This window comes from Pseudomonas sp. RIT357 (assembly GCF_000632245.1).
Taxonomy (GTDB): domain Bacteria; phylum Pseudomonadota; class Gammaproteobacteria; order Pseudomonadales; family Pseudomonadaceae; genus Aquipseudomonas; species Aquipseudomonas sivasensis.
The window spans coordinates 447,941-460,416 of the sequence record NZ_JFYX01000012.1; the positions used below are offsets into that span (position 1 = coordinate 447,941).

The 12,476-nt window shown below is 59.5% G+C and carries 10 protein-coding genes; 5 read left to right on the top strand and 5 right to left on the bottom strand.

The window, feature by feature from the left end:
- Positions 1 to 38: 38 nt before the first annotated feature.
- The gene (locus BW43_RS16005) at positions 39 to 320 is read left to right on the top strand and encodes an HU family DNA-binding protein (protein WP_003188840.1); all 282 of its coding nucleotides are present in this window, start codon (positions 39 to 41) and stop codon (positions 318 to 320) included.
- 65 nt (positions 321 to 385) lie between these two features.
- On the opposite strand, the gene rlmF is transcribed toward BW43_RS16005, so the two are convergent.
- From rlmF to BW43_RS15980, 5 genes are all read right to left on the bottom strand, one after another.
- Entirely contained in the window at positions 386 to 1,405 is a 1,020-nt protein-coding gene (gene rlmF / locus BW43_RS16000) for a 23S rRNA (adenine(1618)-N(6))-methyltransferase RlmF (RefSeq protein ID WP_032886431.1), read from the bottom strand.
- A 216-nt stretch (positions 1,406 to 1,621) separates the two neighbouring features.
- The gene (locus BW43_RS15995) at positions 1,622 to 4,468 is read right to left on the bottom strand and encodes a valine--tRNA ligase (protein WP_032886432.1); all 2,847 of its coding nucleotides are present in this window, start codon (positions 4,466 to 4,468) and stop codon (positions 1,622 to 1,624) included.
- Positions 4,469 to 4,680: 212 nt separating this feature from the next.
- On the bottom strand, positions 4,681 to 5,070 hold the full coding sequence (locus BW43_RS15990; RefSeq protein ID WP_032886434.1) for a hypothetical protein: 390 nt from the start codon (positions 5,068 to 5,070) through the stop codon (positions 4,681 to 4,683).
- Between the two features lie 7 nt (positions 5,071 to 5,077).
- The gene (locus BW43_RS15985; RefSeq protein ID WP_032886436.1) at positions 5,078 to 5,506 is read right to left on the bottom strand and encodes a DNA polymerase III subunit chi; all 429 of its coding nucleotides are present in this window, start codon (positions 5,504 to 5,506) and stop codon (positions 5,078 to 5,080) included.
- Between the two features lie 51 nt (positions 5,507 to 5,557).
- Positions 5,558 to 7,048: a leucyl aminopeptidase gene (locus BW43_RS15980; protein WP_032886438.1), complete on the bottom strand. Its 1,491-nt coding sequence runs from the start codon at positions 7,046 to 7,048 to the stop codon at positions 5,558 to 5,560.
- A gap of 284 nt (positions 7,049 to 7,332) precedes the next feature.
- On the opposite strand from BW43_RS15980, the gene lptF reads away from it, so the two are divergent.
- The 4 genes from lptF (at position 7,333) to lepB (ending at position 12,334) form a co-directional block, all read left to right on the top strand.
- Positions 7,333 to 8,451, top strand: coding sequence for an LPS export ABC transporter permease LptF (lptF, locus tag BW43_RS15975; RefSeq protein ID WP_032886439.1), 1,119 nt, complete (start codon positions 7,333 to 7,335; stop codon positions 8,449 to 8,451).
- Positions 8,444 to 9,523, top strand: coding sequence for an LPS export ABC transporter permease LptG (lptG, locus tag BW43_RS15970; protein ID WP_032886442.1), 1,080 nt, complete (start codon positions 8,444 to 8,446; stop codon positions 9,521 to 9,523). Before lptF ends, lptG begins: the two co-directional genes overlap by 8 nt.
- Positions 9,524 to 9,674: 151 nt before the next feature.
- On the top strand, positions 9,675 to 11,474 hold the full coding sequence (lepA, locus tag BW43_RS15965; RefSeq protein ID WP_003210439.1) for a translation elongation factor 4: 1,800 nt from the start codon (positions 9,675 to 9,677) through the stop codon (positions 11,472 to 11,474).
- 5 nt (positions 11,475 to 11,479) lie between these two features.
- Complete coding sequence (gene lepB / locus BW43_RS15960; protein WP_032886444.1) at positions 11,480 to 12,334, top strand: signal peptidase I; 855 nt, start codon at positions 11,480 to 11,482, stop codon at positions 12,332 to 12,334.
- Positions 12,335 to 12,476: the final 142 nt, after the last annotated feature.

A 12,476-nucleotide genomic window follows, 5' to 3' on the forward strand; every position in this document is an offset into this window, starting at 1 on the left:
TGCAATCCATATGAATTTGATAGGGAAGGAACACCACAATGGCTATTACTAAAGACCAACTGATCGCTGACCTGGCTGAAGCAGTAGACGCACCGAAAACTACCGTGCGCGCTCTGCTGGACCAACTGAGCCAAGTTGTTGCTGATCAGCTGGAAAACGGCGGCGAAATCACTCTGCCAGGCGTTGGCAAACTGAAAGTGACCGAGCGTCCAGCCCGTACTGGCCGTAACCCTTCGACTGGCGCTGCCATCGAAATCGCTGCCAAGAAAGTTATCAAGCTGGTTGTGGCCAAAGGCCTGACCGACGCTGTTAACAAGTAAGACGCAGCAAAAAAAAACCGTGCTCCGGAGCAATCCGGGCACGGTTTTTTGTTGCCTGCGATTTATTAATCGCGAACCCAGCGTTGGCGCCAGATCTGCTGCTCGTTCTTGGTCTGGAAAGTCCATGCCACGAAACGGCTTTGCTTCTGACCCTGGGACATCTCCACCACCTGACTTTCCAGCACGCCGGCTTTTTTCAGGGCTGTCTCAATGACGGGCAAGTTCGACGCTTTTGATACCAGGGTGCTGAACCACAGCACCTTATGGGCAAAATTCGCGCTTTCAGCGATCAACTGCGTCACGAACCGCGCTTCACCGCCTTCACACCACAACTCGGCCGACTGGCCACCGAAGTTCAGCACCGGCAATTTGCGCTTGGGATCAGCCTTGCCCAGCGCGCGCCACTTGCGTTCGCTGCCCTTGGTGGCTTCGTCCATGGACGCATGGAAGGGCGGGTTGCACATGGTCAGGTCAAAGCGCTCGCCAGGTTCCAGCAGGCCCAACAGGATGTGCTTGGGGTTATTTTGCTGGCGCAGTTGAATGACCTTGCTCAGGTCGTTGGACTGCACGATGGCCTTGGCAGCGGCTACGGCGATAGGGTCGACTTCCGAGCCAAGGAAGTTCCAGCGGTACTCCATGTAGCCAATCAGCGGATAGACGCAGTTGGCGCCCATGCCGATGTCCAACACCTTGACGATGGAACCACGGGGAATCTTGCCGTCGTTGACGCTGGCCAGCAGGTCGGCGAGGAAGTGCACATAGTCCGCACGCCCCGGCACCGGCGGGCATAGGTAATCCTGCGGGATATCCCAATGCTGGATGCCATAGAACGACTTGAGCAACGCCCGGTTGAATACCCGCACGGCGTCAGGGCTGGCGAAGTCGATGCTTTCCTTACCGTAGGGGTTGAGGATCACGAATTTCGCCAGTTCCGGCGTGGTCTTGATCAGCGCCGGGAAGTCGTAACGGCCTGTGTGGCGGTTGCGCGGGTGCAGGGTGGCCTCTTTGCGCGGCGCGACGGGTTTGGCCGTGGCAGCGGTTTTAGGCTTCTTGCGCGGAGGTTTGGGCGTAGTGGGGGCGGTCATGTTGATTCTGGTGTTGGCTCAAAGTGGTGGGCATTGTCACACATCTTGAGCCTGACCCGGGCAAATGTGGGAGGGGGCTTGCCCCCGATGGCGGTGTGACAGTCAAAGATATTCAGGCTGATGCACTGCTATCGGGGGCAAGCCCCCTCCCACATTGACCGGGTTCGCAAATAAAAAAAGAGACCCGAAGGTCTCTTTTTTCACGCTGATTCCACCTTACAGGCTGGAAATCCGCGCATGTTGCTCCGCCAGCTTGCCCAGAGCCTGTTCGGCCTCGGCGAGCTTGGCGCGCTCTTTCTCGATCACTTCAGCTGGCGCCTTGTCGACGAATGCCGCGTTGGACAGCTTGCCGCCCACCCGCTGCACTTCGCCCTGCAGGCGCGCAATTTCTTTGTCGAGACGGGCCAGCTCTGCGCCCTTGTCGATCAAACCGGCCATTGGCACTAGCACTTCCATGTCGCCAACCAGCGCGGTAGCGGACAACGGTGCTTCGGCGCCGTCAGCCAAGACGGTGATCGACTCCAGCTTCGCCAGTTTCTTGAGCAGTGCATCGTTTTCGGTAAGGCGACGCTGGTCCTCGGCACTGGCGTTCTTCACGAACACCGCCAACGGCTTGCCCGGCCCGATGTTCATCTCGGCGCGGATGTTGCGCGTGCCGAGCATCAGGGTCTTGAGCCATTCGATATCGCTTTCAGCGGCTTCATCGATGCGTGCTTCATTGGCCACCGGCCAAGGCTGCAGCATGATGGTCTTGCCTTCGATACCGGCCAGCGGCGCGAGGCGCTGCCAGATTTCTTCGGTGATGAACGGCATGAACGGATGCGCCAGGCGCAACGCCACTTCCAGCACGCGTACCAGGGTACGACGGGTGCCGCGCTGGCGTTCGACCGGTGCGTTTTCGTCCCACAGCACGGGCTTGGACAGCTCCAGATACCAGTCGCAATACTGGTTCCAAATGAACTCGTACAAGGCTTGCGCGGCCAGGTCGAAACGGAACTGGTCGAGTTGGCGGGTCACTTCGGCTTCGGTGCGTTGCAGCTGCGAGATGATCCAGCGGTCGGCCAGGCTCAGCTCATAGGCTTCGCCGTTCTGGCCGCAGTCTTCACCTTTATCCAGCACGTAGCGCGCGGCGTTCCAGATCTTGTTGCAGAAGTTGCGATAGCCTTCGACGCGGCCCATGTCGAACTTGATGTCGCGACCGGTAGACGCCAGCGAGCAGAAGGTGAAACGCAGGGCGTCGGTGCCGTAGCTGGCGATGCCGTCAGCGAACTCGTCGCGTGTCTGCTTTTCGATCTTCTTTGCCAGTTTCGGCTGCATCAAGCCCGAAGTGCGCTTCTGCACCAGGGTTTCCAGGTCGATGCCGTCGATGATGTCCAGCGGGTCCAGGACGTTGCCCTTGGACTTGGACATTTTCTGGCCCTGGCCATCACGTACGAGGCCGTGCACATACACGGTCTTGAACGGAACCTGCGGCGTGCCGTCCTCGTTCTTCACCAAGTGCATGGTCAGCATGATCATCCGGGCAACCCAGAAGAAAATGATGTCGAAGCCGGTCACCAGCACGTCGGTGGAGTGGAATTTCTTGAGGAATTCGGTCTGCTGCGGCCAGCCCAGGGTGGAGAACGTCCACAGGCCAGAGCTGAACCAGGTATCCAGTACGTCGTTGTCCTGTTGCAGCGCCACGTCCGGGCCGAGGTTGTGCTTGGCACGCACTTCGGCTTCATCGCGGCCGACATAGACCTTGCCCGACTCGTCGTACCAGGCCGGAATGCGGTGGCCCCACCACAGTTGACGGCTGATGCACCAATCCTGGATGTCGCGCATCCACGAGAAGTACATGTTTTCGTACTGTTTAGGTACGAACTGGATACGGCCATCTTCTACGGCAGCAATCGCAGGCTCAGCCAGCGGCTTGGTGGACACGTACCACTGGTCGGTCAGCCACGGCTCGATCACGGTGCCGGAGCGGTCGCCCTTCGGCACTTTCAGGCCGTGGTCGTCAACGCTGACCAGCAGGCCGGCGGCATCGAAAGCGGCCACGATCTGCTTGCGTGCTTCGAAACGGTCGAGGCCGGCGTATTCGGCCGGGATCTTGCCGTCGATGCTTTCGTTCAGCGTGCCGTCCAGGTTGAACACCTGGCAGGCCGGCAGTACGGCGGCATTTTTATCGAAGATGTTCAGCAGCGGAAGGTTGTGGCGCTTGCCGACTTCGTAGTCGTTGAAGTCGTGGGCCGGGGTGATCTTCACGCAGCCGGTGCCGAATTCGGGATCGCAGTAGTCGTCCGCGATGATCGGGATGCGACGGCCAACCAATGGCAGGTCGACGAACTTGCCGATCAGTGCCTGGTAGCGTTCGTCGTTCGGGTTAACCGCGACGGCGGCATCGCCGAGCATGGTTTCCGGACGGGTGGTGGCGACGATCAGGTAGTCGTTGCCTTCAGCGGTCTTGGCGCCGTCGGCCAGCGGATACTTAAGGTTCCACAGGAAGCCTTTCTCGTCGTGGTTTTCCACTTCGAGGTCGGAAATCGCCGTGTGCAACTTGGTGTCCCAGTTGACCAAGCGCTTGCCGCGGTAGATCAGGCCGTCTTCATGCAAGCGCACGAAGGCTTCTTTCACGGATTCGGACAGGCCGTCGTCCATGGTGAAACGCTCGCGGCTCCAGTCGACGGACGAGCCCAGGCGACGGATCTGACGGCTGATGTTGCCGCCGGATTGGTCTTTCCATTCCCAGATCTTTTCCAGGAATTTCTCACGGCCCAGGTCGTGACGGCTCTGGCCGGTGGCTTCGAGTTGGCGCTCCACCAGCATCTGGGTGGCGATACCGGCGTGGTCGGTGCCCGGTTGCCACAGGGTGTTACGACCCTGCATGCGGCGGAAACGGATCAACGCATCCATGATCGCATTGTTGAAGCCATGGCCCATGTGCAGGCTGCCAGTGACGTTCGGTGGCGGAATCATGATGGTGTAGGACTCGCCCGCACCTTGCGGAGCGAAATAGTTCTCGGACTCCCAGGTGTTGTACCAGGAAGTTTCAATAGCGTGCGGCTGGTAGGTCTTATCCATGCGCGGCGGGACCCTAGTTGGCATATATTCAGGAAAGCCGGCAAGTATAACGGGGGATAGGGCGCAGGGCGAGGCGAAGACGGGCTAAAGACGTGCGCCGGTCAATGTGGGAGGGGGCTTGCCCCCCGATGGCAATGTGTCAACCATACATGGGCTGACTGATACACCGCGATCGGGGGCAAGCCCCCTCCCACAGGGGATCTATGCACGGTTTAAGACTGGTACTGGCTGAGCAACCGTTCCATTCGCGCATCCATTCGGCGCTTGATCTCGGTTTCGATATGCGGGGCAAAGTCGTCGATCACGTCTTGCATGATCAATTGCGCGGCGGCGCGCAGTTCGTTGTCTAGATGCAGCAGCAGGGCGTCGGGGGTTTTCTCGGCGGCGGCGGCAACGGGGGCTGGTTCTACGACGGGCAGTTCGACCGGTGCCGGCGCAGGTTTGCCGCCCACCATGTCAAACAGCAACGGAATCTGTACCTCGCCGTCGACCGGTTCGGTCAGCAGCGGCGGTTGCAAGCCATCATCACCCAGCAACTGACGGATCGACTCCAGGTCGTCCAGCAGGTGGTCATCTTTTTTTACAGGGTTGGAAGTGTCCATCGTGTGCTCAAAGTCGTTGTAGCCGGTGATCTTGCAAAGGATAGCCCTGTTCGCGGTAGAAACGGAAACTCTCCCGCGCGGCCTGACGAATAGCCGGATCTTCCACCACCACTTCCGCCACACGGGCAAAGGCCTTGGCGAACGGCGGTACTTTCAGGTCCAGGTTGACCAGCAGGTCATGGTGATCGCCGCAGTTGTCACCCAGCCCCAGCACTATCAGACCTTCAGGTTGTGATTCGGCAGGGCCGTGGGGCACGAAGCTTTCACCCTTGAAGCGCCACAGGCGGGCGTCGAGCTCGTCGCGTTGAGCGGCATCGCTGCAATGCAGGTAGATGCGATGGCCCATGCGCCAGGCTTTTTCGGTGAGTTTGCAGGCAAAGTCCAGGCGCGCGAGCGGGTCGGCGCTGGGCAATATATAGAAGTCGACTTGGGTCATTGCGGTTCCTGAGACCGGAGCGGCGTGATGGCCGCCCCGGCATCTTCAGTTTCAGGCCTTTGCGCGATCCAGCAGGTACTGGGTCAGCAGCGGAACCGGGCGGCCAGTGGCGCCCTTGTCCTTGCCGCCGCTGGTCCAGGCCGTGCCGGCGATGTCCAGGTGTGCCCAGTTGAAGTTCTTGGCGAAGCGCGACAGGAAGCAGGCAGCGGTGATGGTGCCGGCTTTCGGGCCGCCGATGTTGGCGATGTCGGCGAACGGGCTGTCCAGCTGTTCTTGGTATTCATCGAACAGCGGCAGTTGCCAGGCGCGATCGTCGGCAGCCTTGCCCGCGCTGAGCAGTTGCTCGATCAGCTCGTCGTTGTTACCCAGCAAGCCCGACGTGTGGGAGCCCAGGGCAACGATGCACGCACCGGTCAGGGTGGCGATGTCGATTACGGCTTGCGGCTTGAAGCGCTCGGCGTAGGTCAAGGCATCGCACAGCACCAGACGGCCTTCGGCGTCGGTGTTGAGGATTTCGACGGTCTGGCCGCTCATGGTGGTGACGATATCCCCTGGGCGGGCAGCGCCGCCGCTCGGCATATTCTCGGCGCAGGCCAGGATGCACACCAGGTTGATCGGCAGCTTGAGCTCCAGTACGGCACGCAGGGTGCCGAACACGCTGGCGGCGCCGCCCATGTCGTACTTCATCTCATCCATGCCCGCGCCCGGCTTGAGGCTGATGCCGCCGGTGTCGAAGGTGATCCCTTTGCCGACCAGGGCGTAAGGCTTCTCGGACTTCTTGCCGCCGTTGTATTGCATCACGATCAGGCGTGGTGGCTGGTCGCTGCCCTGGCCCACGGCGTAGAACGAGCCCATGCCCAGTTCCTTGATCTTTTTCTCGTCCAGCACTTCAACTTTCAGGCCCTTGAACTCTTTGCCCAGCGCCTTGGCTTGCTCGCCCAGGTAGGTCGGGTGGCAGATGTTCGGCGGCAGGTTACCCAAGTCGCGGGTAAACGACATGCCGTTGGCAATCGCGGTAGCGTGGGTTACGGCGCGCTGAACTTCAGCCTGCGCGGCCTTGATGGTCAGCAGGGTGATTTTCTTCAGGGCGCGGGGTTCGGCTTTCTGGCTCTTGAACTGGTCGAAGATATAGCCGCCGTCCACCAGGGTCTCTGCCAGCAGGCGCGTCTTGCCGTAGCTGTCGCGGCCTTTGACCACGATTTCGTCGAGAGCCAGTGTCGCATCGCCACCGCCCAGGCCCTTCAGGGTGCTGAGGATGCCGCTGATGATCTTGCGGAACGGGCGGTCGCCCAGCTCAGCGTCTTTGCCCACGCCGACCAGCAAAATGCGGTCGGCCTTGAGGTTAGGCAGGCTCTGCAACAGCAGGCTCTGACCGACTTTGCCGGCCAGGTCGCCGCGCTTGAGCACGGCGCTGATGGCGCCGCCGCTGAGTTCGTCGAGTTGCTTGGCGGCCACGCCGAGCTTGCGGCCTTCGCCGATGGCGACCACGAGGGTGGCGGTTTTCAACGTTTCGGGGCTAACGCTTTTTACAACCAATTCCATTTTCGGGTCCCTTATAAAGGTCTGAGAGCCTGGTATTTGTATCCAGGCTTTAAAGCGTGGCAGCTGTGTAAACCGCCAGCGACAAAGGCCGCAGTTTGAACCTCGCCGGCGGAGCCTGACAACCCTTCGTACGCGCTTTGTACCCGCGTATGAGGTTGCGCAGTGACAGGCGCGGTCAATCACAGGATAATGCGCCATCTTTTTAATCGGCCCTGCGTAAAGGGGCTGACTCGGTATGCTTGCTTGTTTGGCCGCCTTAGCCTGACAACCCTGGAGTGTCTGGTTTGATTGTCTTCCGTTATCTATCCCGCGAAGTCCTGTTGACCCTGAGTGCCGTGAGTGCGGTCCTGTTGGTCATCATCATGAGTGGTCGTTTCGTCAAATACCTGGCCCAAGCCGCTTCGGGCGCCCTGGATCCAGGCTCGTTGTTCCTGATCATGGGCTTTCGCCTGCCGGGGTTCCTGCAACTGATCCTGCCGCTGGGCCTGTTCCTCGGGATCCTGTTGGCCTACGGTCGTTTGTACCTCGAAAGCGAAATGACTGTGCTCTCGGCCACCGGCATGAGCCAGCAGCGTCTGCTCGGCATGACCATGATCCCGGCAGCCGGCATCGCGCTTATCGTCGCCTGGCTGAGCCTGAGCCTGGCCCCCCAGGGCGCCATGCAGTTCCAGCTGGTGCTGAACAAGCAGGACGCGATGACCGAGTTCGACACCCTTGAACCGGGCCGCTTCCAGGCACTCAATGACGGCACGCGGGTCACCTATACCGAAACCCTGACCGAAGACCGTGCCAACCTGGGCGGGGTGTTCATCTCCGAGAAGCGCCTGGGCCAGGACAAGAAAGACCGTGGCATCTCCGTGCTGGTGGCCGAGTCCGGTCGCCAGGACGTGCGTCCCGATGGCAGTCGCTACCTGATCCTGGAGAACGGCTATCGCTATGACGGCAGTCCCGGCCAGGCCGACTACCGCGCCATCAAGTACGACACTTACGGCGTGTTGCTCGCCCGTCCGGATGTCAGCGACGAGGTGACTGACCGCGACGCCATCCCCACGAAGGATTTGTTCGGCAGCAAGGAACTGCGCTCCATTGCCGAGCTGCAATGGCGTATTTCCCTGCCACTGCTGGTGTTTATCGTGACCTTGATGGCCGTGCCGTTGTCGCGCGTCAACCCACGTCAGGGCCGCTTCCTCAAGCTGTTGCCAGCGATCCTGCTGTACATGGCTTACCTCACCATTCTGATTTCCGCTCGCGGCTCCCTGGAGAAGGGCAAGCTTTCGCCGACCCTGGGGTTGTGGTGGGTGCACGGGATCTTCCTGGTGATCGGCCTGGGCCTGCTCTACTGGGAACCTATCCGTTTGAAAATGTTGAGCCGTCGCGGCCAGAAGGAGTTGGCTCGTGGCTAAGCTCGATCGCTACATTGGTAGCAGCGTCCTGATCGCCATTCTGGCGGTTCTGGGCATCATCCTGGGCCTTGCCTCGTTGTTCGCCTTCATCGATGAAGTGGGCAACGTGAGCGACACCTACACCGTGTGGGATGTACTGAGCTACGTGGCACTCACCGCGCCGCGTCGGCTCTACGACATGATGCCGATGGCTGCGCTGATCGGCTGCTTGATCGGCCTGGGCAGCCTGGCCAGCAACAGCGAACTGACCATCATGCGTGCCGCCGGGGTGTCCATCGGCCGTATCGTCTGGGCGGTGATGAAGCCCATGTTGCTGCTGATGCTGTGCAGCGTGCTGATCGGTGAATACGTCGCGCCGCCGGCAGAAACCACCGCCCAAGCCAACCGCGCCCTGGCGCAGGGTTCGGGCGATGCGCAAAGCGCCAAGCATGGCCTGTGGCATCGCCAGGGTGATGAGTTCATCCACATCAACGCCGTGCAACCGGGCGGCCTGTTGATCGGTGTGACGCGTTACACCTTTGATAAAGAACGTCACATGCTGTCGTCCAGCTTCGCCAAACGTGCGCAGTACAGCGGCGAAAAATGGCAACTGACGGACATCACTACCACTCACTTCCGCAATGTCGGCCAAGGCACCAAGGCCAGCACCGAAGTGATCAATGAGCCAAGCGAAGAGTGGGACATCGCTCTCAAGCCGGAATTGCTCAACACCGTGGTGATGATTCCGGAAAGCCTGCCTATCTCTGGGTTGTGGAGTTACATCCACTACCTCAAGGAGCAAGGGCTGAACAACGGTCGTTACTGGCTGGCGTTTTGGGTCAAGGTGTTGCAGCCAGTGGTAACCGCCGCGCTGGTGTTGATGGCGATCTCGTTCATCTTCGGCCCATTGCGTTCCGTGACCCTGGGTCAGCGTGTGTTTACTGGCGTGTTGGTGGGTTTCACCTTCCGCATCGCTCAGGACCTTCTCGGCCCGTCGAGCCTGGTATTCGGTTTCTCGCCGCTGTTTGCGGTGCTGGTGCCGACCGCCATCTGCGCCCTGGCCGGGTTCTGGCTGCTGCGCCGAGCTGGCTGATACCGCGCTTATGCACAAAAAATGCCCCGCTCGAATGAGTGGGGCATTTTTGTTCTGGTCAGCAAAGATGACGTCTGGCCGAAGCTTCAGGTACAATTCCCGGCTATTTTTCAGCGGGCAATCTGCCTGCAGCCTTTTTGAGTGTTGATCCGTGAGTGATTTGAGTCATATCCGCAATTTCTCCATCATCGCCCACATTGACCATGGTAAGTCGACGCTGGCCGATCGATTCATCCAGATGTGCGGCGGCCTTGCCGAGCGTGAAATGGAAGCCCAGGTACTGGATTCCATGGACCTCGAACGCGAGCGCGGGATCACCATCAAGGCCCACAGCGTTACTCTGTACTACACCGCCAAAGACGGTATCAAGTACCAGCTGAACTTCATTGACACCCCGGGCCACGTCGACTTCACCTATGAAGTCAGCCGTTCCCTGGCGGCCTGCGAAGGTGCGCTGCTGGTGGTGGACGCGGGTCAGGGCGTTGAAGCCCAGTCCGTGGCCAACTGCTACACCGCCATCGAGCAAGGCCTGGAAGTGATGCCGGTGCTGAACAAGATCGACCTGCCACAGGCCGATCCGGACCGCGTCAAAGAAGAAATCGAAAAAATCATCGGCATTGACGCCACCGACGCCGTCGAGTGCAGCGCCAAGACCGGCCTGGGCGTTGACGAAGTGCTCGAACGCCTGGTCAAGACCATTCCTGCCCCCACCGGCAACTACGAAGATCCGCTGCAAGCGTTGATCATCGATTCCTGGTTCGACAACTACCTGGGGGTTGTTTCCCTGGTACGTGTACGCCACGGCCGTGTGAAGAAGGGCGACAAGATCCTGGTCAAGTCCACCGGCAAGATCCACCTGGTGGACAGCGTCGGTGTATTCAACCCGAAACACACTGCAACCACTGATCTGAAAGCCGGTGAAGTAGGTTTCATCATCGCCGGTATCAAGGACATCCACGGTGCGCCGGTGGGTGACACCCTGACCTTGAGCTCCACCCCTGACGTCGACGTGCTGCCTGGCTTCAAACGCATCCAGCCGCAGGTTTACGCCGGTCTGTTCCCAGTCAGCTCCGATGACTTCGAAGACTTCCGCGAAGCGCTGCAGAAACTGACCCTCAACGACTCGTCGTTGCAGTACACCCCCGAAAGCTCCGACGCCCTGGGCTTCGGTTTCCGTTGCGGCTTCCTCGGCATGCTGCACATGGAGATCATTCAGGAGCGCCTTGAGCGCGAATACGACCTGGACCTGATCACCACCGCGCCAACGGTTATTTTTGAGCTGGCGCTGAAAACCGGTGAAACGATTTATGTAGATAACCCGTCCAAGCTCCCAGACCTGTCTTCTATCGAAGACATGCGTGAGCCGATCGTGCGCGCCAATATCCTGGTGCCGCAGGAACACCTGGGCAACGTCATTACCCTGTGTATCGAAAAACGTGGCGTGCAGCACGACATGCTGTTCCTCGGTACCCAGGTGCAAGTGACCTACGATTTGCCGATGAACGAAGTGGTCCTGGACTTCTTTGACCGTCTCAAATCCACCAGTCGCGGCTATGCTTCGCTGGATTACCATTTCGATCGTTATCAATCGGCTAATCTGGTGAAACTGGATGTGTTGATCAACGGCGACAAGGTTGATGCCCTTGCACTGATCGTGCACAAGGACAACGCGCACTACAAAGGTCGCCAGTTGACCGAGAAGATGAAAGAACTGATTCCGCGCCAGATGTTCGACGTCGCGATCCAGGCCGCTATTGGCGGGCAGATCATTGCACGGACCTCCGTCAAGGCTCTCAGAAAGAACGTACTGGCCAAATGCTACGGCGGTGACGTAAGCCGTAAGCGCAAGCTGCTTGAGAAGCAAAAGGCCGGTAAAAAACGCATGAAGCAAGTGGGCAACGTGGAAATTCCACAAGAAGCCTTCCTTGCGGTGCTCAGGTTGGATAGTTAGGTCCTATGTCGCTAAATTTCCCGCTGTTGCTGGTCATCGCCGTTGCCGTTTGTGGTCTCCTGGCGTTGCTCGATCTGGTGTTCTTCGCCCCGCGTCGGCGGGCGGCTATCGCGTCCTATCAGGGCAGCGTCAGCCAGCCCGATGTCGTGGTGATCGAGAAGCTGAACAAAGAGCCTTTGCTGGTTGAGTACGGCAAGTCGTTCTTCCCGGTGTTGTTCATCGTGCTGGTGCTGCGTTCGTTTCTGGTGGAGCCGTTTCAGATCCCTTCGGGTTCGATGAAACCTACCCTGGACGTGGGCGACTTCATCCTGGTGAACAAGTTTTCCTACGGGATTCGCCTGCCGGTGATCGACAAGAAGGTCATCGAAGTCGGTGATCCGCAGCGCGGTGATGTGATGGTGTTCCGCTATCCAAGCGACCCGAACGTCAATTACATCAAGCGTGTGGTGGGCCTGCCGGGCGACGTGATTCGCTACACCAGCGACAAGCGCCTGTTGATCAATGGCGAGTCGGTGGCCGAGAAACTGCTCGGTTCCGAACCGAACAGCTTGGGCAGCGCCGAGCTGTACCAGGAAAAACTCGGTGCGGTAGAGCACGAAATCCGCAAGGAAATGAGCCGCTACCGCGCCATGCCTGATGGAGAGTGGAAAGTGCCAGCCGGGCACTATTTCATGATGGGCGACAACCGTGACAACTCCAACGACAGCCGCTACTGGGATGACCCGAGCATTCCCAAGGAGCTGCTTGGCATGGTTCCCGACCAGAATATCGTCGGCAAGGCCTTCGCGGTCTGGATGAGCTGGCCGGAACCCAAGCTCAGCCACCTGCCGAACTTCTCGCGGGTCGGGCTGATCAAGTAATACAAGCGGCGCTGTGAACACAGCGCCGACTGCTTTTCTGGGGCTTGGACAATTCCGGCTCCAGGCTGTAACCATCAGGATTTGAATTTGAACACTGCGTCAATCGTCGATGGCCGCCGGTGCCACCCACTAGATATGCAGC